The following is a 25987-nucleotide window of genomic DNA, read 5'->3' on the forward strand; positions in this document are numbered from 1 at the left end:
AGGCCGGTTCTTTCAAGACTAAAACGCTTTTGATCAGGGTAAGTCGAGTGAAATGCTCGCACGGTCGCGCCACTGTGAACGAATTTGGGAATGGCGATTTGTGATTGCGGATTTGAACTAAAATCCGAAATCACAATTCACAAATCCGAAATATCGAAGTCAGAAAACCTGTCACAAGTATTTTAGCCGAAACAGTCTCGCGCAAAGACGGTTGGCTCAAGAAACGCATCGATTTTCAGTTCCATTTTTGAACGAAGAACCCTGCCCGGATTTTGTCATTCGCGTCGTCGCGAGTTAACGAAACCGGACAGGGTTTTTGTTTATGAAAATTGCATTGAAGATCGTTGCATTGGTCGCGATCGCGTTTGCAGCAGCCTGCGGGTCGGCACCGACTCCGATTGCGGAAACTAAACCGGGAAATGCCGGTCGCGCGGTTCGTGACGACCTCGACAACCTCGTCGTTTTGCCCGATACAGTGACGCGCGCGGTCTCGCTTGCCCCGAATCTGACCGAGATCGTTTTCGCGGTTGGTGCGGGCGACCGGCTTGTCGGCGTGACGAGTTACTGCAATTTCCCGGCCGAAACCGCAAGTATTCAGAAGGTCGGGGATACTCTCAAGCCGAACATCGAATCGATCATCGCGCTCAAACCCGACGTTGTCTTCGTCTCCACCGCTTCACAACTAGAGACCTTCACAAAGACGCTGAACGAGCAAAAGATAGCCGTTTTTGTGACAAATCCAAACTCCCTCGAAGGAATCTACAAGAGCATCGAAAAGATCGGCGCAGTTTTCAAGTCGCAGTCTGCCGGAAAGTTGATCGCCGATCTGAAGGCGCGTGTCGAGGCGGTCGAATCAAAAACCGCGAAGGCGACTAAACCGAAGGTGCTCGTCCAACTCGACAAGTCTCTATTCACGATCGGGCGAGACTCGTATCTGACCGATCTCGTCGCACGCGCGGGCGGAATTTCGGCGACGGCGAACATTGAAAAGGCTTACGCGCAGCTCAGCAAAGAATCGGCTTTGGCGCTCGACCCTGAGGTGATCATCCTGTCCGACAGCAGCGATAACAAAGAGCCGTCCGACGTGTTTCGAAACTCGCGCGCGTTGAAGGGCGGGCGTGTTTACCGGATCGACGCCGACGTGATGTCGCGCCCGGGACCGCGCGCGGTCGATGCGCTTGAACAGATCGCGGCCGCGCTCCATCCGGAGATCTTTAAGAAGTGAGAGTTGACGCCGCGCAAAATTTCGCAAGACCGCGCCGATTCGGCGGTGTGCTGATCTTGCTGCTCGTCGGCGCCTTGGCGCTGGCCGCCTTTTTCGGCAGCGAACGACTGAACTTTTCCGATCTAAGCGCAACCGATTCGACCATCCTTTTCGATATCAGACTGCCGCGAGTTTTGCTTGGCGCAACGGTCGGCGCGAGTCTTGCGGTCGCGGGCGCGAGTTTGCAGGCGCTGCTCCGAAACCCTTTGGCGGAACCGTATTTGCTCGGTGTTTCGAACGGCGCGGCGTTGGGCACGATGCTCGCGTTCGTGCTTTTTGCGGATATCGAATTCGTCCGGCCGTTGATGGCGTTCGGCGGAGCCGCGCTGGCGACGTTCGCGGTCTATCAAATGGCGCAGTCGCGCGCCGGAATGAATGTCGAACGGCTCGTTCTTTCGGGCGTCATCGTGACGACCTTTTTGTCGTCGATCATAGTCTTGCTGACGTCGATGCTGGATGCGACGCGGCTGCGCTCATTCACGTTCTGGCTGCTCGGCGATCTTTCGCAGGCGACGAAAGGCGGGTTCTATGTGACCCTTGTCGTCGTTGTAATCGGAACGATCGTCCTGACCTCGCAGGCGCGCGCCTTGAACCTGATGATGATCGGTGAGCGCGACGCGTTCGATTTCGGGGTCGAGGTAAAACGCGTTCGGCTGATCGTTTTTTCGACGGCAGCGGCGCTCGTCGGAGTGTCGGTTGCGGCGAGCGGATCCGTCGGATACGTCGGACTGATCGTCCCGCATCTGATCCGTTTGACCGTCGGGAGTGACAATCGTTTTGTGATTCCGTATTCGGCGGTCGCCGGCGCCGTTTTCGTACTTTGCGCGGACACGTTCGCACGCACGGTGATTGCGCCGCGCGAACTTCCGGTCGGCGCGATCACGGCGCTCATCGGAGCACCGTTGTTCATATATCTTTTGCGCAAGACGTGAAAGGAATTGGGATGTTGGATTTGTGATTTGCGATTGCGGTCCAGGGAATCTGGAATCTGGAATCTGGAATCTGGAATTCTGAAGTATCCGGAATCTGCGGCAATCCCAAATCCAAAATCGCAAATCCGAAATTCATCGATGCTATCAGTTGAGAACATTTCCGTAGCCTACGCTGAAACGCCGATCGTCTCGGGCGTTTCGCTGGAGCTCGTTCCCGGAAAGACCATCGCGCTCGTGGGCGCGAACGGCGCCGGAAAGACCACGTTGCTGAAAGCGCTTAACGGTACGCTTCCGCTCGCGGCGGGAACGATCTTGCTCGGAGATCGCCGACTGGCCGATTATTCCCGCCGCGAGATCGCGCGGATGGTTGCCGTGGTGGCGCAAGAAACCGAGACCAGTTTCCCGGTTTCGGCGCTTGAGTTCGTACTCGCCGGAAGATTCGCGCACGGTGCCGCTTTTGGCTGGGAATCCGTAGCCGATCACAGCGTTGCGCGAACCGCTCTTGAACTCTGCGATCTCAAGGGTTACGAAAGCCGCTTGATGAATAAATTGTCGGGAGGTGAACGCCAACGCGTCGTGCTCGCCCGCGCGCTCGCGACCGAGGCGCGGATCTTGCTGCTCGACGAACCGACGGCGAATCTCGATCTGGCGCATCAGGCGATGATGTTCCGGCTTGTCCGCGAACGCTGCCGAACGTGTGAGTCTTCGGCGATCATCATCACGCACGATTTGAATCTGGCGTCCGAGTTCGCCGACGAAGTGATCCTGCTCGAACGCGGTCGGATCGTCGCAAAAGGCGCACCGCGCGAGGTTTTGACGCGTGAAAATATTCAGAGGGTTTTCGACGTAAACGTCTTGCTGGACGAGAATCCGGTGAGCCGCAACGTCAGAGTGACGACCGTTTATTAGTTCTGAGTTATGGTTACAGCCGGCCCGTCCCGCTGTAACCGGAACTCCGAACATTGGAAGCAGACGATGCAAAGGAAGTTCGGTGAAATTCCGACACTGCCCACGCAACAGTGATCCGATTTGGTGTATTCGGGACCTTGGATTGTTCGAACAATCCAAAATCCCCAATCTAAGTTCCAAAATCGGTTGAGTCTGGAACTTTGTTTCGTTTGCCTGGCCATTTACCGATTTCCGCGTTGGGCGGAAAGGGAGAAACAGTGAAATTATTATTTTCAGCATTGCTCGCTTTGATATTTTGCGCCGGAATTTCGGCGCAAACCGGCGCGACCGTCACGGGAACGGTCTTTCTTGACGGCCAACCGGCCGGCGACGCGGTCGTGCAACTCACCACATCATCCAATCCGACTCGAACTATCACTACCCGTACCGACAGCAACGGCGTCTATCGGTTCGAGAATCTGGAACCGGGAACCTATCAGCTCTGGGCGGAAAAGCGCGGGCCGGAGGATCGACCGGGTCTCGTCGGAGCGGCGCTCGGCGGAGCGTTTGGCACGGTGACCGTAAAAGTCGGCCAACTCAAAACGATCGATCTTAAGTTAACTTTGGCGGTTTACGAGAGTTCATTCCGCATCCGGGAGTTCGTGACGATCGCGGCCGATTCCGCTCAAGTCGCGGAACAGGTTTCGAAATCGATCAGCGTCATCGGCGCCCAGGAAATGCGTGACCGCGCGGACTTCGCTTTGGTTGAGACCTTGCGCTCGGTTCCGGGATTCCGGGTCCAGCAACTCGGCGGATTCGGACGAACGGCAAGCATCAAATCGCGCGGATTGAGGAATCAGGACACGGCGGTTCTGATCGACGGCATTCGCTTTCGCGACGCATCCTCGATCTCAGGTGATGCGTCGGCGTTCCTGAGCGATTTTACACTCACGAGCGTCAGCAAGATCGAGGTCCTGCGCGGTTCAGGATCGTCGCTTTACGGCACGAACGCGATCGGAGGAACGATCGATTTCCAGACTCCGAGGCCGCAGAAAGATTGGCACGGAAGTCTTTCCGGCGCATTCGGCGGTTTGGGTCTCGGACGTTTTCGCGGAAATATTTCGAAAGGAATGATCGGCGGCAAATTCGGATTCACGGCGGGATTGTCCCGAACCGCTTACACCAAAGGGATCGACGGCGACGATCGCGCCGACAACACGAATTTTCAGACACGCGTCGAATTCAATCCTTTTTCGAAAACGAGCATTTCGGCGCGGCTGTTTGCTTCCGACGCTTACGTGAAACTCAATAACGGCCCCGACACTTTCGGGACACCGCCGAATTCGAATGCCGGAATCTTGTTCGCAAATCCGGGAATCAACTTTCTCGCGGACGCGAACGATCCGGATAACCGGCAGCGCTCGAATTTCTACAATGGCCAAGTGGTGCTGACGCAGGCATTTACGAGCGATTTCATTTTTGAAGCTTTCTATTCGGGTTTGTCAACCGAGCGAAGGAACGAGAACGGACCGCTCGGAACCGGTTTTCAATCGGCGTCGAAATCGGTTTTCGAGGGCGCGGTTCAGACGGCCGGCGCGAAATTCAAATGGACGCCGACGAGATCCAACACCTTGAGCTTCGGCTATGAGTTCGAATCGGAAAGATTCCGAAACGATGGCTTTACGCCGGGCGGAACCGGGAATTTCTCGACGACGGCGAAACAGTCGGGCAGCGCCGTTTTCGTCCAGGATCTCGCAAGTTTTTTTGACGGTCGTTTGCAGCTTGCCGGAGGTTTTCGGACTCAGTTCTTCGATCTCGACGTGCCGAGTTTCAGCCGCGCCAACGGGCCCTATCAACGGATCGAGCTTCAGCGGCCGCCGACGGCTTACACGGTCGACGGATCTGTCTCCTACTATTTCGAAACATCGAAAACCAAGTTGCGGGCGCATATCGGGAACGGCTATCGCGTTCCAAGTCTTTATGAGCGATTCGGGACGTTCTTCAGTTCGTTCTCGTCGGCGTTCGTCGCGCTTGGCGATCCTGGCTTGGAACCCGAAAAGACGCTCGCGTTTGACGTCGGCATAGAACAGCGGGCGATTAAAGACCGTGCCGTTTTTTCCGCCGTTTACTTCTATACGCGACTGGACCGGACGATTGGCTTTGGAAACGAAGTTCCGAATATCGGAACGACGACTCGACCGTTCGGCGGCTACGTCAACACGAAAGGCGGAATCGCTCGCGGCGGCGAATTCAGCGCCGACATCAAAGCGACGAGGTCCACCGATATTGCGGCTTCGTACACTTTCACGAACAGCGATCAGCGCGTCCCGCAGGTAACGGGAAATCCGTCCATTGAGACGCTCGGGATTCCAGCGCATCAGTTCACCGTCGTCGCGACGCAACGATATAAGGACTTTTGGGTTAACTTCGATCTGCTCGCGACGAGCAACTACCTCGCGCCGATCTTCAGCAACTCGACATTCCGGACCTACGTCTTTCAATTCAAAGGCAACCGGCGCGCCGATCTGACCGCCGGCTACACGTTCAAGGTCCGGAACGACAAAATGAGTCTGCGGTTGTTCGGAACGGCGGAAAACCTGTTCGATCACGAGTATTATGAGAATGGGTTTCGGACCGCCGGCCGAAACGGGCGGATCGGTTTGAGTTTCGGGTTTTAGACTGGAGCGCAGGTCCAGTCACGCTTGCGCACGTGCCGGCGATTTTTTGCATCATAACGAACGATGAAGACTTTGATCCTGATTCTTATTGCAGTTATCGCGGCCGGAGCGCAAACGCGGACCGTGACGAATTCGGATCTCGAAAAGTTTCGCCGGGAACGCATCAAGGCCGAAGATGAGTATCGGCAGAACTATGCGAGACGCGGAATGCCTTCGCCGGAAGAGTTGGCGAGGATCCGAGAACTAAAACAACGCGAATTGGTGGAGTTTTCGGAGCGACTCCGCGAACAGCGCCTGGCAAACGAGGCCGAGATAATCGATCGGGCAAATCTCGTTCGTACTCAGCTCGCGTCTGTAGATTCGCAGATCAATTACTTGCGCGGAATCCGCGGAAGTTCGATGAGCCAGCCGGTTAGTTACTGGAGTTATGCTTATCAGGATTTCGGCTATCGGCGTTCCGTTTATGCGTCGCAACGCTCGCCGCAACTTCCGGCCAATCTTCAAACGGTCACCGATATCTCGCGGATGTATCCGAATTCTACCGACGTTTACAATCGCTCGATCGGCAACTATGCGTTCCAGAATCAGCGTCCACGCGGGCGATTTTACGGCGGCGGTTTTCTCGTTCCGGTGGTTGTCACCGTCAGCAATTCAAACGAGATCGATTCCCAGCTTGTCTATCTTGAACAGATTCGCGCGGGATTGATCGCCGAGTGGCGCATCATCGAAGAAGAAGCGCGGCGCGCCGAGATCAGGATCGACTAATCTCCGAAAACCAGTTTCTTTATCTCATCCATCTTCGCGAGCGCGGCCTCTTCGCCGAGCGTGATGAATTCGTCCATCTTGGCGATCTCATCGGGTCTGAGGTGCGCGATTTGGGGAATTATAACGACGTCGGCGCGGTAATGCTGGCTCTTTCCGGCGGTTCGAAGCAGGAGCATCGCCGATTGAAAAAGTACGCCGAGGAACGTCGAAGGCGAGTTCCAGTACGTCGCACCGCAGGCATTGACGTCGACCGCGATGACGACCTCCGCACCCAACTGTTTGACGGTTTTCGCCGGGACCAGTGAAACGACGCCGCCGTCGATCAGGTTCTTGCCATCGTATTCGACCGGAACGAAAACTCCGGGAATCGCGCAACTCGCACGAACCGCCGTGATCAGATCGCCCTTGTCTCTGAAGATGACCTTTTCTCCCGTCTCAAGCGCGCAGGCGACCGCCGCGAACGGGATCGGCAGATCTTCGATCCGTTTGAACGGCAAGCTCTTTTCCAGGATCTCGCCCATCGGCGCGTTCGAGAGCAGTCCTTTGGTTGAATACGGAAACCCCGAAACTTTGTACCAGCTTATCTTTTTGCCGATCTCAATGACTTCATCGACCGACAGTCCGCTGGCGATCGCCGCGCCGACTATCGATCCGGCGCTGGTTCCGGCGATGTAATCGATCGGGATCCCTTGGTCCGCAAATGCCTTGACGACACCGAGATGCGCGAATCCGCGCGCGGCGCCGCCGGATAACGCGAGCCCGACTTTTTTTCTTGAAATCACAATAATTACGACCGTAAATCGGGTAGAATAAAGTTGTCACCGGTGACGGTTGCCGTTTTTGATTTTACCCCTTGTTTATGGAAAACTTAAACCTCCGAAAATGACGCCGCAGGAATCCTTACAACTTTCAAGACATCTGACAACGGCCGATATCGCCGCCGGCGAACAGGTTTGTCCGGTTTGCGCGCGTGAGGCTCGCGAGGAATACGTTCCGCTCCTTGCTCTGGATGAAGAGGTCGCACAACTGATTCGCGCCAATGCGCCCGACACGCAGGATTTCGAGGCGGTTTGTGCGCGTTGCGTACAGCTTTTCGAACGAGCGAAAGATCAGATCCTGACCGACGCGGCGCTTCAGAAAGACGGCTCGCGAGTGCTCTCGACGCCCCTTCGGCTTGACGCTGACGAGCGTTTCACGGGCAAAGGCGTGACGATCGCATTTCTTGATTCCGGGTTTTATCCGCACGTCGATCTGACGACGCCGAACAACCGCATCGTCGGATACAGAAATATGATGCAGGCCGACGGCGACCTGACTTCGTTGTTTCAGGCCGACGTCGCCAGCTGGCACGGAATGATGACGAGCGTCGTCGCGGCCGGCAACGGCTCGCTGTCCAACGGTTTTTATCGCGGCATCGCGCCGGAATCGGACGTCGTTCTCGTGAAACTCGCGCGAACCGGTCGGATCACCGAGCAGAACATCCAGGACGGGTTGGAGTGGATTCTGTCGAACCGCACGAAATACAAAATCAGGATCGTCAATATTTCGGCAGGAGGCGATTTTGAACAAAGCTATCTTCACGATTCGCTTTCGCAAATGGTCGAGGAGTGCGCTGCGATCGGTCTGACTATCGTCTGCGCGGTGGGTAACGCCGGGCATTTGCCCAATCATCCTGTCTTTCCGCCGGCCTCCGCGCCATCCTGCATTGCCGTCGGCGGACTGGACGACAACAATTCAATCAATCGCGCCAAGCGCGGAATGTACCGCTCGAGTTACGGTCCGACGCTCGACGGATTCCAAAAACCCGAGATAATCGCGCCGTCGATCTGGGTGCCGGCGCCGATCCTGCCGAACACGCCAACGGCGCAGCAAGCAGAACTGCTCGAGCAGTTGGACCAGGCGGAGGACGGAGAACTTCACCGAATAATCCGAAAAAACCCGAAGGTCGATGCCGAACTCGACGCCGCGATCGATCGTGAAGTTCACTCCATCCGTCAGATAATCGCGCTCAAGCGCCGGCGCCAGAGCGTCATCACCGCGCATTACAAATACGTCGACGGAACCTCGTTCGCCGCGCCGATCGTTTCAAGCGTGATCGCCCAAATGCTCGAGGCGAACTCCGAGTTGACGCCGCAACAGGTTAAGCGAATTCTCATTTCGACCGCCGAACGGCTTCCCCATTACGAGGTCGACCGTCAAGGCTGGGGTGTGCTCGACCCGCGCGGTGCGGTCGCGAAAGCCGAGGAAATGCGCGGCGCATAAAAAAAGGCCGCTCTTTCGGGCGACCGTTTTATCCAAGTTCAAAAATCTCAGTGGTTGTTGTTTCCCGATGGCTTACTGGCCGTGGGCGACGGACGCGGAGCCGCGGGCGTCGAGGTTGCGGTCGCAGTCGGGCGCGGCGTGACCGGAGTGGCGTTTACCGGCGGCGTCGTATTTGTGTTGAGATTCGATGTCGGAGACGGACTCGGCTTGGGGGTCGGAGACGGTGTCCGGTTGGCGTTGGTGTTCATATTCAACGCCAGATTCATATTGATTGGCGTACTTGCGTTGACGTTGAAGTTGTAATTGCCGACATTGAGATTCGTGTTCAGATTCACGTTCATATTCGGCGGATTCGTATTGATGTTGAGGTTCGTATTCGACGGTTCATTGTCGGCTCGCAAGAGATAAAAGAGCGCGAATCCGAAAACCAAAACACCGATCGTCCCGAGGATCGTCAATATCACGACCTTCGGAGTATTCGACCGCGGCGGAAGCTGTTGGTATGGCGGAATGACACGTGCGCGAACGCGTTGTTCCTGCGGCTCATCGGTCATCGGTATGACGATTCGCGGCGCTTCGCTGCGGTGGACTTCCGTGTCCGGCGGCGGTTTGGGAACGTTCGGCTTCTCGAACCTGATGACGGTTTCCTCGCCAAAATCGACTTCCTCGGCTTCCACGACAGCGTTTGACGAATCGACAAAATTCGGCTGATCTTCATCTATCAGCGGTGTGCCGTCCTTCGTACAAAAACGCAAGATCTCCTCGTCATAACGAGTTTCGCAAGTAGGGCAGAATTTCATATTTCGGTATTTCGACGCACCGTCGAAGATCGGGAGTTTCCGAACAAATCATAGCACAGCTTGATGTTACGGGAAATTAAAGAGATCACAGAAGTCCGATCTCCTGAAGGTCGGAGATCGGTTCGTCGAACGAACAACTTCCGAACGAGCCGATATATTTTGAACGAATGTGGGCGATCTGCGCAGTGCTCAGATAATAATCGCCGTGCCAGGCGACGCCTTCGTCCGTGAAATCGAAGCTCTCTTCAAATTCGTCCTCGAGGATCTCTTCGAGAATCGTCGGCTGGTAACCGGCGTACGCGTATCCGGTCGCGAGAAAGAGATTCAGAAAACCGTTCATCGTTCCTTGCGGCGCGTCGGCCTCGTACGTTAGCGGACGGAAGCAGCGCAGCGGATGATGAAGGCCGGCCGTTGCCTTGAACGGAACATTTGCCGCGAGACAGATCCGTATGAACTGTATGATCGTTCGGATCGACGGAAAATCATCCGCGGTAACCCCGCCCGTACGAATTTTCGCTCGCTGACCGTGAACGGCGATGGCCGTGATCAGATCGGCCAAACGCCCGTCGGTCGGAATCTCAAAATAGGCCGTGAGAAAATCCGGAAGTTCTGCGACCGTATTATGGATCTTCGATTCGGTGCTCGCCCGAACTTCGAGTGTATCGATTACGGCGTGCGGGGAGTTTTTGATATTGAAATCTTCGATCTGCCGGATCGTTTTGTAAAGATCTTCGCCAGCCAGAACGGCGAGCCGCCAGGGATCATATGTGACCCGCGAGATGAAGTCGCCGGCGGACTCACGAAACTCGTCGAGTCGGGCGACCGGAACAACGAATCGGCCAAGCATCCATTTGTAGTTGCTTGAACGATATGTCGCGTAATTCAAAACCGCCTCGGGCATCGACACCTGCGAAGGCGGAAAGAGTCCCGCATAGTCGACAATTTCGGAAAGTAGCGCTCGAACCGATTCTTTGGGATTTTCGATCATTTTGGGCGTAGATCTTTTTAAAAACGTTTGATTCCGATATATCTTAAGCGTTTTTTGTGAGGTTGCCAATTTACTACGGTAACCGTGCCATTTTCATCGCTCCAAGGCCCACGAGCCGGAAGTCGAACCTGAAGCCCCAACGAATTCGGCATTGTTGAGTGGATCTACAGCTAATTGCCCGGTTCGCCGTTCAAGAACCAAAGTACTTCCTTAAGCCCTGCCAGCACTCGTAATAATCGGCCTGAAGCGTCTCGCTTTCCAAGGCGAATTTTGTCGGCCGGATTAGGTAACGCGACTCGAACATAAACGCCATCGTTCCGCCGAGTTTCTGGGGCTGCAGGTCGGCGTTCGAAGCCTTCTCGAAAGCCTCGACGTCCGGTCCGTGGGCCGACATACAATTGTGTAGCGAACCGCCGCCGGGAACGAAGCCTTCTTCCTTCGCATCGTATTGGCCGTAGCAGAGCCCCATATATTCCGACATAAAGTTGCGGTGATACCACGGCGGACGGAATGTGTTTTCGGCAACAAGCCAGCGCTCGGGGAAGATCGCGAAATCGCAGTTCGCGACGCCGGGTTCGCCCGACGGAGCCGTCAGCACGGTGAAGATCGACGGATCCGGATGATCGTACGAGATGGATCCAATCGTGTTGAACCGGCGCAGGTCGTACTTGTACGGCGCGAAGTTGCCGTGCCAGCCGACAACGTCGAGCGGCGAACTCGGAATCGCGCAGCGCCACAGATTGCCCGCGAATTTCGCAACCAGTTCAAAGTCGCCTTCGCGGTCTTCATACCAAGCGACGGGAGTTTCGAAATCGCGCGGATTTGCGAGACCGTTGGCGCCGATCGGTCCGAGGTCGGGAAGCCGGAACTGCGATCCGTAATTCTCGCAGATATAGCCGCGCGCCGATCCGTCCGGAAGTTCGACGCGGAATTTGAGACCGCGCGGAATGACGGCGATCTCGCCGGATCCGATCTCAAGAATTCCGAGTTCGGTAAGAAACCGGACACGGTTCTTTTCAGCGACCACGAGCATTTCGCCATCGGCATTGTAAAAGAACCTGTCGGTCATCGGCTTGTTGCAGGAATAGACGTGGATCCCGATCCCGGCCTGCGAGAAGAGGTCGCCGTTTCCGGCGATCGTGACGACGCCGTCGATAAAGTCGGTCGCGGTTTCGGGAATCGGAACGGGATTCCAGCGCAACTGATTCGGCGTCACGTTTTCGACGTCGAACCGACTTTCCCAAAGGCCGTTCCCGATTCGTTCGAACGGTTTGTGCAAAACGGAAGGTCTGATCCGATATTCCCACGTCCGTTTGTTCCACGCACGCGGAACGGTGAACGCAGTGCCCGAGAATTGTTCGGCGTAAAGCCCGAGCGGCGCCTTTTGCGGTGAGTTCATCCCGATTGGCAGTGCGCCTTTCACAGCCTCAGTCGCGAATTCGTTCCCGAAGCCTGATTGGTATTTGAGTCTTTCTTCGCTGGTTGTCGGTGTCATAACGTTGGTTTTGCGACGAATTGCACGCTCCCCGGAAAACAAATGGGATTCGTGCAATTCGTGAAATTGGTGGCCAAAAAAGTCTCACAGATTGCCACGCCGCCGCTGCTCTTCTTCGATCGAAACGAACAGCGCTTTGAAATTGCCTTTGCCGAAGCCCTTGCAGCCCTTGCGCTGGAGGATCTCGTAGAAAACCGTCGGGCGATCCTCGACCGGTTTGGTGAAAACCTGGAGCAGATATCCTTCATCGTCGCGGTCGACGAGCAGTCCGAGCCTTTTCAGATCTTCGATGCTCTCGTCGATTTCGCCGACGCGTGCCGGAATCTCGTCGTAATACTCGTCGGGAACGCGAAGAAACTCGATGCCGTTTTCCTGGAGCTTGGCGACCGTGTGCAAGATGTCCTTGCAAAGCAGCGCAACGTGCTGCGCGCCGGCGGATCCGTAAAAGTCGATGTATTCCTGAATTTGCGATTTTCCGCCTTTGCCTTCGGCGGGTTCGTTGATCGGGAATTTGATGTTGTGTCCGCCGTCGGACATCACGATCGACATCAACGCCGTGTATTCGGTCGAGATGTCGTTGTCGTCGAAAGTGATGTAACGGAAAAATCCGAGCACGTCGCGATAGAAATCACACCAGTAGTTCATCTTACCGAGTTCGACGTTGCCGACGATGTGATCTACAAGCTGAAGCCCGACATCCTCGCCGGCGACTTCCTGTTTCGCAAAACCGGGAAGAAACGGCCCGGAGTAGTTATGGCCGTTATCGTTGTTGTACGAGATCAGAGAGTGGATCGTGTCGCCGTAGGTGTGTATCGCGGCCTTGCGCACCGATCCGTTCTCGTCGGTCCAGTCGTGCGGCTCGATGAAGGCGCGCGCCCCGCGCCGAACGGCTTCGTTGAAAGCGTGATCCGCGTCTTCGACGAGAAACGCAATGTCGCGGACGCCGTCACCGTGCAGCTTGATATGCTCGGCGGCCGGATGATCCGGCGTGAGCGGAGTCGTCAGAACAAAGTTGATGCGATTCTGCCGCATCGCGTAGCTCGTCGTCACGCGGTTTCCGGTTTCGAGTCCCGAATACGCGATGCGCGAAAATCCGAACGCCTTGCGGTAATAGAACTCCGCCTGTTTGGCGTTTCCAACATAGAATTCAACGTGATGTATCCTTTTCAGTCCTAATGGATTTTGTGTAGTCATGATTCTATTTTTGTTTTGTAATATCTTCTTGAATCAATTGCCAAGAAATGTAACAGGAGATTTGGGTTTGAGCATATTAAGTTTCTCCTGAGCGGGAACAAACAACACAGTCGACAAGACCATCGGACAAACTGCAAGAATAATTGTTCGTGTCAGGTAACGCATAAAATACCGATTCAGAACTTGATTCCAAGCTCCAACTCACCACCCAGCCCTGATTCGATGATCTTTCGCAGCGTGGAAAGCCGAACGTCCTTGATATCGTTCTCGATTCGCGAAATATACGCCTTGTTCGTGCCGCATTTATCAGCGAGTTCCTGTTGGGTCATCCCTTTCTTTTTGCGGGCTTCCTGAATCATAAAGCCGAGCTTAAATTCCTCAAATCCTTGCTCAACCGAGTCTCGTCCTTCTGTTCCAACCTCTCCGAATTTCTCATCGGCAAATTCGTCGATTGTTCTAATGTCACCCTTTTTCGGCATAGTATTCCTCTCTGATCCTCAATGCGCGGTCGATCTCATTTTGCGGGATCTTTTCAGTTTTCTTCTGAAAACCATTCATCAGTACAACAATTTTCCCTTCGTCGAAGAAACAAAACACGCGATAGATATTGCCGCCAAACTGCGTGCGCATTTCCATCAATCCGTCGGTGCCTGCTAGTGCTTACAAATGATTTCGCGGTATCTCTTCGACAGTTCGCAGGATCTTGATCGACCAGTAGAGCTTCTCCTGAACCTTTCGTGGTTGTTTGTCAAAAAACTAATCAAAATATCGCTTGAATAGAATGACATCTCTTACATTCTCATCCATAACGATTCTACGGTAAGTTGTCCAATGAGACAACTATTTTCCGAAACTCTCAATATACTTCCTTGTCACTTCCTTCAGTTCCGCGTACGACGGAATAACGTACAGAGTCTTTTGCATATCCGAATAGTTAAAATCGTGATTGATCACTTCGTCCAAGACGAACGGCCGGCGTTCGACCTTGTCGGAAAAAGCGTGCTCGATCTCGCCAAAGCTTGAAAGAAGCCCCGCGCCGTAGGCTTTGATGTCGCCTTCGTGTTCGACCAGGCCGAATTCAACGGTGAACCAGTAAAGGCGGCCCAACTGCTCCAGTTGTTCGTCCGTCGCAATACGCGCGCCGTGGCCGATGAACTGCGAAAAGTCCGCGAAGTTCGGATTCGTGAACATTGGAATATGACCGATCGCTTCGTGGACGATGTCCGGCTCGGGCGTGTAAGCGGGATGCGAATGATGGCGAATATACTGTGTACAGAGCATCGTCCGGTAAGAAAGCCACGAAAGAAAGCCGCGCGTTTCGACCAAGCCTTCGATCGGCGCCAGACGGAATCCGGTAAGTTCTTTCAGGCACCGGTTCATTTCCGTCAATTGGGGAATTCGCTCCGTCGTGATGAAGAGATCTTTCTTTGCCCGAAGATAGAACGGCGACGCATACTTCTGCTGCAGCTCCTCAAGCTCTTCGGCGACATAACGCCAGACACGCTGTTCGCGCGGCGTGTATTCAACGTCGGTGATAATGCCGGTCTCACGAAAGTTCTTCGCCAGCGAAGCGATATAGTCGCGCCGCTTGCGATAGTCGACATCGTTCGCGCCCGGATGATCAAGTTGGAGTTCGTTAATATGTTCAAACTCGAGGTCTGTGAACGCCGGAAGATCTTCGTCACGAACCTTGTAGTTCGAGATCTCAGGTACAGCGTCCGCGGCGACGCTTGCGAAACTTGTGTCTGTCAGCATTGTGATTAAAATCCTCTACCGATTTTGACGTACGAAATGGAAAGTTATCTCTAAATAACCAATTGTAATGGAAAGCGTAACGAAACTGAATAGCTTTCGTTTGTTTATCGCGAACTGCGGATTTATTTTGTAAGGAAAATAAAGCGCTATACCTTATTTTATGAAGCAATCGATTCGACCTCAGCGCCAATTACCGATCAAGACAAACGGCGACCAGTACGCCGGATGGGAAAAATTCCGCGTTTTCGCATTGGCCGGCACTTCGGTCTTTTCGCCGGTGAGCAGCAGTTTCTGCGCATACTGCATCGCGTCGGCTTTCGACGCCTTCGGATTCGCTTTCAAGTATCCGTAGAAACTGCTCATCAACTTTGCGGTGCTCTTATCCTCGACTTCCCAAAGGGTCGCGAGAACCGCCTTTCCGTTCCGAGTTTGGATCAGACTTGCGAAACTCTCGACCTCGGCGCCGTTCGAATCGTCTTCGGATGCCGTATTGCACGCCGAAAGGGTGATCAGTTCGACATTCGAAAAATCGAGTAGCGGCGAGTTTCCGAATTCTTCCAGCGTAAGAATTCGGCCGTTTCCCATCAGCAAGAACGAGGTCGACCAATTTTCGGCGAGTCGAAAATGACTCGCGAAATGAACGACCGTATATTCCGTTTTGCCGTCGCGGGATCGCCGCGCGAGCGAATCGGTCAGGTTTTTCAGCGTGAAGTCGTCGTTCAAGAAGCGTCGTCCCGCCAGAATCCCTTTCTCGGTCGGATCGCCGGACTCGCGAATCAGCGTTTTTAGCTCGTCTTCTACAGCCGGAAGCGCCTCAAGTCTTATCGGTTCGTCGGGATAATCCGGATAAAAAACGCTCTGTTCGGTCGAAACTCCCATTCCGAGTCCCTTCCATTCAACGTTCGAATCGCCAATATCGTCGCGAGTCTGCCGGGTAACAACGACGTTTTGGTATTTTTCGACCAAATAGGTCTTTCCGTCAGACGAAAGCGCGGCGAGCGGAATGTAGCGCAAAGTTCCGTCGAGCGACCAAACCAGCGTCTTTGCCTTTGAATCAGTGAGCACAGTTTCGACCGGTTTGATCAGGATGTCGTAAAGCTCCTTGGCCAATGGTCGCGGATCCGATTTCGGATCCTGCAAGGACTTTCGAAAAGCGAAGATCTTCTTGTTCAGTTCGGACGCCTTGATGTCTGTCTTTCCGGCGATCTGAACGGTCGGCGTCGTGACGACGACGCGATAGCGTTCATCCGTAACCACCGTCGAGAGCGCTACCGTTCCGTTCCCGAAACTCCGGAGCCTCGACTGCAAATCGCGATCGGCCTGAACCGTTTTGGCCTTTTCAGACCCGATCTCTTTGATCAGCTCCTTCTCGAGAAACAGTTTGAACGCCGCGTTCGCATCTGTAAGTTCGGCTGAGAGCCGCAGATACTCCTTTTCCTCATCGGCTGAAAGAGCGCCGTCCTGCCGCGATAGCAGTCGCTTCTTGTCGTCCAGCTTCTGGAACTTCTCGCCGGCCTGCGAGACCTGGTCCGCGAGTTTCGAATATCGTTCGATCAGCGTCTTTTCCTTTTCAGTGAGGTTTGCACGCTGCGCCAGAGTCTTGACCTCATCGCCGTCCCGGCGCACGAAGCCGGAAAACTCCTCTTCCTTGAGCATCCGAAGAATGTTCTCGGCATCGGCAAACTGACCGACACTGATGAGGATATCGGCAAGAAATCGATATTGGTCCTCGATCGAGGTCAGATACGATTTTTGACTCGCCGCGTCCAGGCCTTTGATCGCCGAGCGGAGTTCCTGATACCTGTTGACACATTGCTTGCCGAAAAAGATCGCCACCGGCAATTGCGACGATCGATGATATGCGCGCATCAGATTGCTGAGAACGATCGCTTCGAGATCCCGGTCCTGCGTTTCCCTGGCAAGCAAAAGGGACTGATTGAAGCTATCGAGATGCGGAGCGCCCAGTTCGAAGTTCGCCAGACCGATGTTGTTAAGCACGGTTGCGAGACCGGGACGGTCTTGATTCTTTGTGTGGGCCTCCAGCGCGAGTTGAAAATACTCAAGCGCCTTGCGCCGGTCCTTGAGTCCGAGGTAGGCGTTCCCAAAATTGTTGAAAAGCGTTGCCTTCTGATTCTCGAACCCGAGTTCTGAAAAGATCTTGAGAGCGTTTTCATAATGAACGATCGCCGCTTGCGGTTCGGTGTCGGAAACGGCCATTCCCAAGTTGTTCAGCGTTATGGCCTCGCCGCCGCGGTCCCCGGTTCGCCGGCGAAGGGCCAGAGACCCTTCAAGATATCCGATCGCTCTTTCGTTGTCGCCAAGCGCATTGTAAAGCAGACCGATATTGCTCAGAACGATCGCTTCGTCACGCAGTTCGCCGCGTTCGTGCCGAATCCGCAACGCCTTCTTGAATGAGTCCAGGGCGAGTTGCCGTTCGCCGAGCCCGGCATACGCGAAACCGAGGCTGTTCAAAGTCTGCGCTTCGCCGCTTATGTCGGTGGTCAGCCTGCGAAATACCAGTGCGTCGGAATGGTACTCAATCGCTTTCAGGTAGTTCCCGCGTTCGCTGTAGAGATTGCCCAAATTGTTGAGTGTCCGCGCTTGCAAGCTAACTTGTCCAACCTCGCGAAAGATCTCAAGAACATCGAGATAGATCTTGAGTGCCGCGTCGCTCTCGCCGAGCAAGTCCTTGATCAACCCGACCCCAAGCATCGAACTGCCGTAATTTGCCCGGTCGCCGATCTCGCCGTAGAGTCGCGCCGACTCCTCGAACTTCAAAAGCGCCGCTTGATAGGACTGAAACGTCCTCTTTGTTCGGAGTTCGATCGCTTCGTCGAACGCAGCCTTTGCGGCGGTTCTTTTTTGCGAGTCGCCTGGTTGGGCATTCGCAGAAATCGAGGCAAGCGAGATCATCACAAGGACTGAAAGCAACAACCATTTTGAAAAGGCAATCTTCATACGCGAAAGAATCTAGGAACAGAACGGAACTCCTGACCGGAATTGCACAAAAATTATGGTATCAAATCGCAAGACAGTTCTGTCCCGGAATGCTAAAATTCGGACGAGTGGGGAGCGTGCGTTAGTTTGGAACCTCAAATCGACAAGATCAATTGGAAGATTTTATCCGAGCTTCAGGATGACGCCCGAATTTCGTATGCCGAACTGGGCCGGCGCGTCGGTCTGACAACGCCGGCCGTCATTGAACGCGTCCGCAAACTCGAAGACCTTGGCGTAATCACGGGTTATCGGGCGGAAATTGATCCCGCGAAGATCGGTTTGCCGATCACCGCGTTCATCAGGATGAGCATCACCGGCATCGATTACTCGCACATCATTGAAACCGTGAACACATCAAAAGAAGTTCTCGAATGTCATCGCGGCACGGGCGGCGATTCGTTCATTATGAAGGTTTCGGTCGCCGACGTCGGACACTTGCAGATGTTGATCGACAAGCTTACTCCTTACGGAATAACAACAACTTCCATCGTTCTTTCATCACCCATCAAACGCCGGAGCATTGAACCGAATTCCTGACCGACGCAAAATCTTTTCAGAATCCCGTCGTTGTTACATTGGTTCGCTGTCAAACCTGATCATTTGTGAGATTCATTTATGGCTGATACTTCTTGGGTTGCGAAAAAGACCGTGACCGGCGATCTTCGGGATTCCGACGTTCAAAAGATCAAATCGTTTTCTTTCGGCGGAATCGGTTTCGATCCGAAGACATTTCCGCTCCTCGCGGATTTCATCGATCGCGGTCAGATCAAAGTCGAATACGATTCCGAAAAAGGCGGAATGGCGGAATATGACTACAAGACGAACACGATCGTTCTCGGATTTACGTGGTGTCTCGATTCGGTCAAAGACGCGCTGATAATTCACGAATGTACGCACGCCGTTTACGATGTCGCAAAAACAAAAATGTCGACGGCGATCTCGGAATCGATCGCCTACATCGTGCAGTGCCAGTATCTGCTTGTTAAACGCGGAGACGGAAAACGTCTGACCAGCCCGAACAAGGCCAAAGACCTGGTTTTCGAACTCGCCTGGAAGATCGCCGCGAAACTCCAGAACGGGCAATCGGTCGACTTGACGGACAAAAGCAATCTGCAGGAGGCCGTTTCGAAACACCCGTTCTATATGGGCAAATCGGCCGGCGACGCCGGCTTCGACGGAGTGTAGATTCCAAGTTCCAGGATTCCGGTCTTCTTGGAGCCAGTCGGAAAGAACCGTTTGAGTGCTTGGCCGACGCGTGGGTTCCGCTCTCATTGAGTCGCCTTCCTTTCGGAAAGATAAAAATGCCAAAGAAGCCTGGCGGCCGACGCGCGGTGCGGTTTCCAGCGTTCGGCAATGACCTGAAACTCTTCCGAGTTCGGCGCCTGCTCCAGATTTTTGAGTTTCCGGTACGCGACGTGGAGCGCGAGGTCGCCTTTCGGCATCACGTCCGGACGACGCATCGCCATCAAAAGAAAGATGTCAGCCGTCCAATCGCCGATTCCCTTCACTTTCTTCAGTTCGTTTTTGGCGTCGGCATCGGACAATTCGTGCACTGTTTCCAAATCGAGAGTTCCTTCATCGATCGATTTGGCAAGTTCACGGACGTAGCCGGCTTTCTGACGCGAAAAGTAACAGGACCGCAGTTCTTCATCGGTCATCCTGAGCAAATACTCAGGCGTCACCTCGTTGATTCGTTCCTTCAACTTGTTGAAAGCCGCGAGCGCGGAGGCAAGCGAAACCTGTTGTTCAAGAATGATATGAACCAGTGTCGCAAACGTCGCCTCGCGCGCCCATAGCGGCGGCGTCCCGAATCGCTCGAGAATCCATCCGAATTCCGGTTCGATCTCCGCCAATTCACGGCAAGCCGATGCGAGAGCCTGTTCGTTCAACTGCGCGATTCCCATTCGGATCAGCGTACAGCGGACAGCTGAAAACTGAAAGCCGACACCCCAAACTATCAACTGTCCACTATGCACTATCAACTATTCCGAAGTCCGTCTTCGAATTTCTGCGTCTTCGGATTACAATTGCGTCGATGTCTGAAAAACACTTCCGGACCTGTAACCTTTGCGAGGCTATCTGCGGAATCGAGATCGAGTATGAAGGCGGCAGTATTCTGTCGATAAAGGGCGACAAGCTGGATCCGTTCTCGCGCGGACACATCTGCCCGAAGGCGCTGGCTCTCAAAGAGATCTACGAGTCAAAGGATCGCTTGCGAATGCCCGTCAAGCGCATCGGAAACGAGTTTCACGAGATCGGTTGGGAAGAAGCGTTCGACGAGACGGTCGGGCGTTTGACCGCGATCCAGAGGGAATTCGGACGCGACGCGGTCGGCGTTTTTCAGGGAAATCCGTCGGTTCACAATCTTGGAACGATGCTTTCAAGCGGCGGACTTCTGAAGGCGCTGAAGACGCGAAACAATTATTCGGCAACATCGGTCGATCAACTGCCGCATCATTTTGCCGCGTGGGCGATGTTCGGGCATCCGCTTTTGATTCCGATTCCCGACATCGATCGGACGGGCTATTTTCTTATCTTCGGCGCGAATCCGATCGCCTCGAACGGAAGTTTGATGACCGCTCCGGACATCGTCAACCGGCTGGATTCAATTACAAAACGCGGCGGCAAGGTCGTCTTGATCGATCCGCGGCGAACGGAATCAGCGCGGGTCGCTTCTGAACACCACTTCATTCAGCCGGGTTCCGACGTCTACTTTCTGCTCGCGATCGTCAACGCTTTGTTCGCCGAGAATCTGATCAAGCCGGGCCGATTGGTCGATTTCACCGACGGAATCGACCGGCTTCGCGAGGCAACCGGGGAATTTACCGCTGACCTCGCCGAGTCAAAGGCAGGAATTCCGGCCGCCGAAATCAAACGCATCGCGCGGGAGTTCGCCGCCGCGGATTCGGCGGTTTGTTATGGGCGAATGGGAGTTTCGGTTCAGGAGTTCGGCGGATTGTGTCATTGGCTGATCAATGCCATCAACGTCCTGACCGGAAACTGCGACCGCGCGGGCGGCGCGATGTTCACCTCGCCCGCATTCGATCTGCTGCAAACCGCAAAGCCGGGAGAGAACATTTACGGGCGATGGCATTCGCGCGTGCGAAAGCTGCCCGAGTTTATGGGCGAACTTCCGGTCGCCGCGCTCGCCGAGGAGATCTCGACCGAAGGCGAAGGCCAAATCCGGGCGTTGGTCACGAACTGCGGTAATCCGGTGCTTTCGACGCCGAACGGCACACAACTCGAACGAGGCCTGTCGGCTCTCGATTTTATGGTTTCGATCGACATCGCGATCAACGAAACCACGCGCCACGCGTCGATCATTTTGCCGCCGGCGACCGGTCTTGAGGTCTCGCATTACGATGCGGTCTTCAATCTGCTCGCGGTGCGAAACGTCGCCAAATACTCGGCGCCGATGTTTGAAAAGGCCGATGGCGCGAAGTTTGACTGGGAGATCATTCAGGAACTCACGCATCGTTTTAGCAATTCCGGTGAACCTTTGACACTCATCCCGCCGGAGACGCGGCTCGATCTCGGCCTGAGATTCGGGCGTTACGGGCTTTCGATCGGATCGCTTGCCGAAAATCCGCACGGCCTCGATCTCGGTCCGCTCGAACCGGCTTTGCCCGAAAGGCTTCTGACATCCGACAAGCGAATTCAGATCGCGCCGGAAATGATGATCGCCGATCTGGAGCGGGTTGGGACGCAACAAGACGAAACCGACAGTTCAACTTTTGCACTGATCGGCCGGCGCAATCTGCGCGACAACAATTCGTGGCTGCATTCGAGCGAGATCTTGATGAAAGGCAGGAATCGCTGCACGTTGATGATCAATTCGAACGACGCCGGGAATCTTGATCTGGCAAACGGCGGTCGGGTTCGCGTCACGTCGCGAGTTGGGAGCATCGAACTCGAATGCGAGATCACCGACGACATCGCGCCCCGCGTCGTTTCGATCCCGCACGGTTACGGCCACGCGCGGGACGGGTTTTCGTCGGTCGCACTGAACGCCGGCGTTTCGGTCAACGATTTGACGGATGAGTTGAAAATCGACCAATTGACCGGAAATGCGGCTTTGACCGGCGTTCGTGTTCGGATTTCAGCGATTTAGTTGCCGATCAGTTTCTCGAGTCTCGTGATAAAACCTTTGCGTTGCCAGTTTCGCCAAAGCTCGAACGCGCTGCGATGGTAACCTGTCCGTGCCTTGAAATGTTCCAAGAACAACCACCGATTGAGTTCATCGTGAGGTTCGCGATCGAGCTTTTCGATCCAGACGTCTGCGTCGTGAAGTTCTCCGAGAAACGTTTGCATCTCGGCGACTTCCTTGGCGAACCGCTTGAGCTTCTTGCCCCAACAAACACCGAAAAACTCGATCGCGTAACGAAGTCGCTTGGCGGCGATCCGCAGTTGATGAAGCCGATCGACTTGTGTCGGTTTGTAAAGACTGTCGCTTAGGCCGTTGAACTCGCGAATCGCCCGTTCTATCGCCCGTCGGCCCGCTTTTTCAAAGCTCGCGCGACAGGGCTTTTCGGCCGGATCAAGAAACACACCGTTGAAACTCAGAAGCAGATTCGTGAGCGAAACTTCGGAAACGCATTCGACAAGCGTTGGCTGAATCTCTTCCCGACGGTGCACGCGATCGGCGATCATCTGCTCAATTCCGTGGCGAATCGCCGGATCGTCCGATTTCTCGTTCAACGACCGGAGTCCGACGATCGCGACATCGAGATCGCGCGCGGTCCCGAGCGTGTTCGCAAGGGACTTCAAATTATCGACTAATTTTCTTAGGGATTCGGGGTCGGCGAACGGCTTGAGGTCGCGCAAAGCGCTTCGCATTCTGCGGGTCGCGACGCGCATATCGTGAACGGCTTCGATGTCTTCCGATTCAATGACCGCCTCGCGGAGATCGAAGATCTGAGAGATCCGTCCGCGAAGGATCTTCCCCGCGGCTTCGAGCGCATCGTCGGCGCAACTGATCTCAGGTACGAAGGTCATTCCTTTAGTTTGCGAATCTCATCCACCGTCGCCGGATTCTCGAGCGCCGAAAGATCGCCGGGATCATCGCCGAGATACGCGGAGCGGATGACGCGGCGCATTACCTTTGCGTTGCGCGTCTTTGGCAGCGCCGATACGAAATGGATCCTCGACGGCGCGAGCGGTTTGCCCATATCCTTGGCAACCAGGTTCTTGAGTTCCGCTCTGAGCACTTCGTTGCCCTCTCCGCTCAAGACGCAAAACGCAACCATCGCGGTGCCTTTAACCTCATCGGGAACGCCGATCACAGCCGCTTCGGTCACCAACGCGTGGGCGACGAGCAGACTCTCCACCTCGGCCGGACCGACACGTTTTCCCGCCACTTTCAGCGTATCATCAGAGCGTCCGAGAATATACCAATGCCCGTCCTCGTCCTGTAGGGACCAATCGCCGTGAACCCAGATTTTCTCAAAACGCGACCAGTAGGTTTCGATGTATCGCTCCGGTTCCTTCCAGAATCCGCGCGCCATTCCGATCCACGGTTTGCGGATCGCGAGTTCGCCGACCTTTCCGCGCATCACCGGTTCACCGTCTTCACCGAGCAACACGGCGTCGATGCCCGGACACGGCGCGGGAAACGAACAAGGTTTGATCGGGAGCAGCGGATTTCCCATCAGGATTCCGCCCGAGATCTCGGTCCCGCCCGAATAATTGATGATTGGCAGCTTCGAGTCGCCGACCTTTTCGAACAGCCACCACCACGGTGCGGGATTCCAAGGCTCGCCGGTCGATGCAAATGCCCGAAGATGCGAAAGATCGTGCTTCTTCGGCAGATCGTCGCCTTTGGTCGCGAGCGCCCGCACGAGTGTCGGCGAGATCCCGAGAATCTCAACCTTATGATTCGCGCAGAATTCCCACATCCGGTCTGCTTCGGGATAATCCGGCGCGCCGTCGTAAATAACGATCGTCGCACCATTTATCAAACCGCCGTAGATCAGCCACGGGCCCATCATCCAGCCGAGATCGGTCACCCACGAGATTCTGGTTCCGCGCCCGACATCAGTTCCGAATGCCATATCCTGCGCGGCCTTGATCGGAAATCCGCAATGAGTGTGCGCGATTCCTTTCGGCTTTCCGGTGGTGCCCGAAGTGTAGAGAATTATCAGCGGATCTTCGGCGAGCGTTTTTTCGGCGGCTGAAAGCGTCGCGAATTCGGCCGGCGAATCGAGGCGCATTTCTTCGCCATCGCCGATCAGTTCAAGATCGTAAAACTCGACTTTCACATCCGGCAGGTCCCAAGAAATCGAGCCGGAGTGCAATCTGGTAACGATGAACACGTGTTCCACGGTCGGAGATACAGCAACGGCAGCGGTCGCGACCTCGAACGCTTTGAACTCTTTGCCGCGCCGCGGAAATCCGTCGCAGGTGAACAACGCCTTCGCTCCGACGGCGTTGAGCCGAGACGCGATCGCATCAACGCCGTAGCCCGAAAACACGGGAACCGCGATCGCGCCGATGCGATTGATCGCGAGCAGCGCGACGACGGTCTCGACCATCATCGGGAGGTGGATTCCGATTGCGTCGCCTTTTCCCAGACCACGCCGCCGGAGCGAAGCGGCGATCGTCTCAACCTCGGCGAGCAGCATCTTGTAGGAAACCCGCCGGACTTCGCCCTCTTCGTCCTCCCAGATCACGGCCGGCTGATTCTTCTGGTTCGACTCCGCCCAACGGTCGAGGCACATTTCGGTGATGTTCAAACCGCCGCCGACACACCATTTCGCCCATTCGATGCCTTCAGTTGGGTCGAGCAACTTCGTGTACGGCGGATCGAAACCGATTTCGAGAAAACTAAGTACTTCCGACGTGAATTTCTCGACGTCGCGTGTCGAGAATTCATAGAGCTCATCCCAATTTGCCACGCCCACCTGTCTCATAAATCGGGTCAACTGCGCGCGCTTTATCACTTCTTCGGTCGGGCGCCAGGCGATCGGCTGCGCTTCGAATGTGTTTTGCTCGTTCATAGTTTTGTGAATCGCGAAGTTCTAAGGCATATTTTATAACACAAAGTTTTTTCCGAAGAATTCATCAAAGCTTTCGCTGATATCGCGCGCTTTGTTTTCGGTATCGCAGGAGAAGATCTATGACCGAGAAAACTGTCGAAATCAAACTTCCATCAAACCTGTTCGCCGGCAAAACGGCGGTCGTCACCGGCGCGTCGCGCGGAGTCGGCCGCGCGACCGCGATGCGCCTCGCCGAAGCGGGGGCAAACGTTGTCGTCAACTATCTGAAAGAAGAGCAAAAGGCCAAGAACGTCGTCGCGCTCTGCAAGGAGAAAGGCGTCGACGCGATCGCGGTTCAAGGCGACGTTTCGCAGTGGGGCGACGCGCGTGAGCTTGCGCGCCAGGCAGTCGACAAATTCGGGCGTATCGATCTTCTCGTCCTAAACGCTGGTGTTTGGGAGGGCGCGCCGATCGAAGAAATGTCGGAAGAGACCTGGAACAAGGTTCTCAACACGAATCTCAAGGCCGCCTGGGCAATGACGAAAGCCTGCGTTCCGGCAATGAAAAAACAGGATTCGGGCTCGATCGTGCTTGTCAGTTCGACGGCCGGTCAGCGAGGCGAGGCGAATTATTCGAACTACGCCGCATCGAAAGGCGGACAGATCAGTTTCACAAAAGCGCTCGCGAGCGAACTTTGTCCGAAGATCCGCGTCAATTGCGTCGCGCCCGGCTGGATCGAAACGGCGATGGTTCGTCCGGTTTTCGAAGACGCCGATTACAAGCAAAGCGTCATCAACTCGATTCCGATGAAGCGCGTCGCAACGACCGACGACATCGCTCTTTCGATCTGTTTTCTGCTCTCCGACTGGTCCCGTCACACGACCGGCGAGATACTCAACGTCAACGGCGGCGCGGTACTCTGCGGATAGTCTGGATTTCGTTTGGAGTACCGCCTTCAGGCGGCTAAAATGAGTTTTAGACAACACAGGGCCGCC

The 25987-nt window shown here is 55.0% G+C and carries 21 protein-coding genes, 1 pseudogene and 2 riboswitches; of the genes and pseudogenes, 10 read left to right on the forward strand and 12 right to left on the reverse strand.

Annotated features, from left to right (window positions below; all coding sequences use genetic code 11):
* Positions 1-13 precede the first annotated feature (13 nt).
* A riboswitch (cobalamin riboswitch) is annotated at positions 14-191 on the forward strand.
* Between the two features lie 131 nt (positions 192-322).
* The 5 genes from IPN69_06585 (at position 323) to IPN69_06605 (ending at position 6527) form a co-directional block, all read left to right on the forward strand.
* Positions 323-1225, forward strand: coding sequence for an ABC transporter substrate-binding protein (locus IPN69_06585; protein ID MBK8810389.1), 903 nt, complete (start codon positions 323-325; stop codon positions 1223-1225).
* Complete coding sequence (locus IPN69_06590) at positions 1222-2196, forward strand: iron ABC transporter permease (GenBank protein MBK8810390.1); 975 nt, start codon at positions 1222-1224, stop codon at positions 2194-2196. The genes IPN69_06585 and IPN69_06590 overlap by 4 nt, the downstream gene beginning before the upstream one ends.
* 138 nt (positions 2197-2334) lie before the next feature.
* Positions 2335-3105, forward strand: coding sequence for an ABC transporter ATP-binding protein (locus tag IPN69_06595; GenBank protein ID MBK8810391.1), 771 nt, complete (start codon positions 2335-2337; stop codon positions 3103-3105).
* A gap of 24 nt (positions 3106-3129) precedes the next feature.
* A riboswitch (cobalamin riboswitch) is annotated at positions 3130-3328 on the forward strand.
* A 34-nt stretch (positions 3329-3362) separates the two neighbouring features.
* A complete protein-coding gene (locus tag IPN69_06600) occupies positions 3363-5762 on the forward strand; it encodes a TonB-dependent receptor (GenBank protein ID MBK8810392.1) in 2400 nt (799 codons plus the stop codon).
* 63 nt (positions 5763-5825) lie between these two features.
* Positions 5826-6527 carry a hypothetical protein gene (locus IPN69_06605; protein ID MBK8810393.1) on the forward strand — a complete coding sequence of 234 codons (702 nt, stop codon included), beginning with the start codon at positions 5826-5828 and terminating at the stop codon, positions 6525-6527.
* Here IPN69_06605 and IPN69_06610 read toward each other — a convergent pair.
* A complete protein-coding gene (locus IPN69_06610; protein MBK8810394.1) occupies positions 6524-7309 on the reverse strand; it encodes a patatin-like phospholipase family protein in 786 nt (261 codons plus the stop codon). The genes IPN69_06605 and IPN69_06610 overlap by 4 nt on opposite strands.
* Positions 7310-7409: 100 nt before the next feature.
* On the opposite strand from IPN69_06610, the gene IPN69_06615 reads away from it, so the two are divergent.
* Positions 7410-8789, forward strand: a complete 1380-nt coding sequence (locus tag IPN69_06615; protein ID MBK8810395.1) for a S8 family serine peptidase — start codon at positions 7410-7412, stop codon at positions 8787-8789.
* Positions 8790-8836: 47 nt separating this feature from the next.
* Here IPN69_06615 and IPN69_06620 read toward each other — a convergent pair whose 3' ends face one another.
* From IPN69_06620 to IPN69_06655, 8 genes and pseudogenes are all read right to left on the reverse strand, one after another.
* Positions 8837-9589, reverse strand: a complete 753-nt coding sequence (locus tag IPN69_06620) for a hypothetical protein (protein MBK8810396.1) — start codon at positions 9587-9589, stop codon at positions 8837-8839.
* An 85-nt stretch (positions 9590-9674) separates the two neighbouring features.
* Positions 9675-10577 carry a hypothetical protein gene (locus IPN69_06625; protein ID MBK8810397.1) on the reverse strand — a complete coding sequence of 301 codons (903 nt, stop codon included), beginning with the start codon at positions 10575-10577 and terminating at the stop codon, positions 9675-9677.
* Positions 10578-10767: 190 nt separating this feature from the next.
* Positions 10768-12072: a homogentisate 1,2-dioxygenase gene (locus IPN69_06630; GenBank protein ID MBK8810398.1), complete on the reverse strand. Its 1305-nt coding sequence runs from the start codon at positions 12070-12072 to the stop codon at positions 10768-10770.
* A gap of 84 nt (positions 12073-12156) precedes the next feature.
* Positions 12157-13266 carry a 4-hydroxyphenylpyruvate dioxygenase gene (hppD, locus tag IPN69_06635; GenBank protein ID MBK8810399.1) on the reverse strand — a complete coding sequence of 370 codons (1110 nt, stop codon included), beginning with the start codon at positions 13264-13266 and terminating at the stop codon, positions 12157-12159.
* A 176-nt stretch (positions 13267-13442) separates the two neighbouring features.
* Positions 13443-13745: a helix-turn-helix transcriptional regulator gene (locus tag IPN69_06640; GenBank protein MBK8810400.1), complete on the reverse strand. Its 303-nt coding sequence runs from the start codon at positions 13743-13745 to the stop codon at positions 13443-13445.
* Positions 13729-14073: pseudogene (locus tag IPN69_06645) on the reverse strand (type II toxin-antitoxin system RelE/ParE family toxin). Before IPN69_06645 ends, IPN69_06640 begins: the two are co-directional and overlap by 17 nt.
* A 33-nt stretch (positions 14074-14106) precedes the next feature.
* Positions 14107-15021: a phenylalanine 4-monooxygenase gene (locus tag IPN69_06650; GenBank protein MBK8810401.1), complete on the reverse strand. Its 915-nt coding sequence runs from the start codon at positions 15019-15021 to the stop codon at positions 14107-14109.
* A 180-nt stretch (positions 15022-15201) separates the two neighbouring features.
* Positions 15202-17979: a CHAT domain-containing protein gene (locus IPN69_06655; protein MBK8810402.1), complete on the reverse strand. Its 2778-nt coding sequence runs from the start codon at positions 17977-17979 to the stop codon at positions 15202-15204.
* 126 nt (positions 17980-18105) lie between these two features.
* Here IPN69_06655 and IPN69_06660 point away from each other — a divergent pair, with 126 nt between their 5' ends.
* Both IPN69_06660 and IPN69_06665 read left to right on the forward strand, forming a co-directional pair.
* Positions 18106-18555 (forward strand): Lrp/AsnC family transcriptional regulator, encoded by a 450-nt coding sequence (locus tag IPN69_06660; protein MBK8810403.1) that lies wholly within the window; start codon positions 18106-18108, stop codon positions 18553-18555.
* A 78-nt stretch (positions 18556-18633) separates the two neighbouring features.
* Positions 18634-19203, forward strand: coding sequence for a hypothetical protein (locus tag IPN69_06665; GenBank protein MBK8810404.1), 570 nt, complete (start codon positions 18634-18636; stop codon positions 19201-19203).
* 83 nt (positions 19204-19286) lie between these two features.
* Here the strand turns inward: IPN69_06665 and IPN69_06670 are convergent, their stop codons facing one another.
* Positions 19287-19922, reverse strand: a complete 636-nt coding sequence (locus IPN69_06670) for a DNA-3-methyladenine glycosylase 2 family protein (protein MBK8810405.1) — start codon at positions 19920-19922, stop codon at positions 19287-19289.
* A gap of 131 nt (positions 19923-20053) precedes the next feature.
* On the opposite strand from IPN69_06670, the gene IPN69_06675 reads away from it, so the two are divergent.
* Positions 20054-22129: a molybdopterin-dependent oxidoreductase gene (locus tag IPN69_06675; protein MBK8810406.1), complete on the forward strand. Its 2076-nt coding sequence runs from the start codon at positions 20054-20056 to the stop codon at positions 22127-22129.
* On the opposite strand, the gene IPN69_06680 is transcribed toward IPN69_06675, so the two are convergent.
* Complete coding sequence (locus IPN69_06680) at positions 22126-23013, reverse strand: CHAD domain-containing protein (protein MBK8810407.1); 888 nt, start codon at positions 23011-23013, stop codon at positions 22126-22128. The two genes, IPN69_06675 and IPN69_06680, sit on opposite strands and share 4 nt — an antisense overlap.
* Positions 23010-25013, reverse strand: coding sequence for an AMP-binding protein (locus tag IPN69_06685; protein MBK8810408.1), 2004 nt, complete (start codon positions 25011-25013; stop codon positions 23010-23012). The genes IPN69_06680 and IPN69_06685 overlap by 4 nt, the downstream gene beginning before the upstream one ends.
* Before the next feature lie 119 nt (positions 25014-25132).
* Between IPN69_06685 and IPN69_06690 the strand changes: the two genes are divergently transcribed.
* Positions 25133-25921, forward strand: coding sequence for a 3-oxoacyl-ACP reductase FabG (locus IPN69_06690; protein MBK8810409.1), 789 nt, complete (start codon positions 25133-25135; stop codon positions 25919-25921).
* The last annotated feature ends 66 nt before the right edge of the window (positions 25922-25987 follow it).

Source organism: Acidobacteriota bacterium (assembly GCA_016715115.1).
In the GTDB taxonomy this organism is placed as follows: Bacteria; Acidobacteriota; Blastocatellia; order Pyrinomonadales; family Pyrinomonadaceae; genus JAFDVJ01.

Excerpts from the sequence above, each read along its gene's own strand:
- IPN69_06585 (MBK8810389.1), top strand. The coding sequence starts at position 323 with ATGAAAATTGCATTGAAGATCGTTGCATTGGTCGCGATCGCGTTTGCA.
- IPN69_06595 (MBK8810391.1), top strand. The coding sequence starts at position 2,335 with ATGCTATCAGTTGAGAACATTTCCGTAGCCTACGCTGAAACGCCGATC.
- IPN69_06605 (MBK8810393.1), top strand. The coding sequence starts at position 5,826 with ATGAAGACTTTGATCCTGATTCTTATTGCAGTTATCGCGGCCGGAGCG.
- IPN69_06615 (MBK8810395.1), top strand. The coding sequence starts at position 7,410 with ATGACGCCGCAGGAATCCTTACAACTTTCAAGACATCTGACAACGGCC.
- IPN69_06620 (MBK8810396.1), bottom strand. The coding sequence starts at position 9,589 with ATGAAATTCTGCCCTACTTGCGAAACTCGTTATGACGAGGAGATCTTG.
- IPN69_06625 (MBK8810397.1), bottom strand. The coding sequence starts at position 10,577 with ATGATCGAAAATCCCAAAGAATCGGTTCGAGCGCTACTTTCCGAAATT.
- IPN69_06630 (MBK8810398.1), bottom strand. The coding sequence starts at position 12,072 with ATGACACCGACAACCAGCGAAGAAAGACTCAAATACCAATCAGGCTTC.
- hppD (MBK8810399.1), bottom strand. The coding sequence starts at position 13,266 with ATGACTACACAAAATCCATTAGGACTGAAAAGGATACATCACGTTGAA.
- IPN69_06640 (MBK8810400.1), bottom strand. The coding sequence starts at position 13,745 with ATGCCGAAAAAGGGTGACATTAGAACAATCGACGAATTTGCCGATGAG.
- IPN69_06650 (MBK8810401.1), bottom strand. The coding sequence starts at position 15,021 with ATGCTGACAGACACAAGTTTCGCAAGCGTCGCCGCGGACGCTGTACCT.
- IPN69_06655 (MBK8810402.1), bottom strand. The coding sequence starts at position 17,979 with ATGAAGATTGCCTTTTCAAAATGGTTGTTGCTTTCAGTCCTTGTGATG.
- IPN69_06665 (MBK8810404.1), top strand. The coding sequence starts at position 18,634 with ATGGCTGATACTTCTTGGGTTGCGAAAAAGACCGTGACCGGCGATCTT.
- IPN69_06670 (MBK8810405.1), bottom strand. The coding sequence starts at position 19,922 with ATGGGAATCGCGCAGTTGAACGAACAGGCTCTCGCATCGGCTTGCCGT.
- IPN69_06675 (MBK8810406.1), top strand. The coding sequence starts at position 20,054 with ATGTCTGAAAAACACTTCCGGACCTGTAACCTTTGCGAGGCTATCTGC.
- IPN69_06680 (MBK8810407.1), bottom strand. The coding sequence starts at position 23,013 with ATGACCTTCGTACCTGAGATCAGTTGCGCCGACGATGCGCTCGAAGCC.
- IPN69_06685 (MBK8810408.1), bottom strand. The coding sequence starts at position 25,013 with ATGAACGAGCAAAACACATTCGAAGCGCAGCCGATCGCCTGGCGCCCG.
- IPN69_06690 (MBK8810409.1), top strand. The coding sequence starts at position 25,133 with ATGACCGAGAAAACTGTCGAAATCAAACTTCCATCAAACCTGTTCGCC.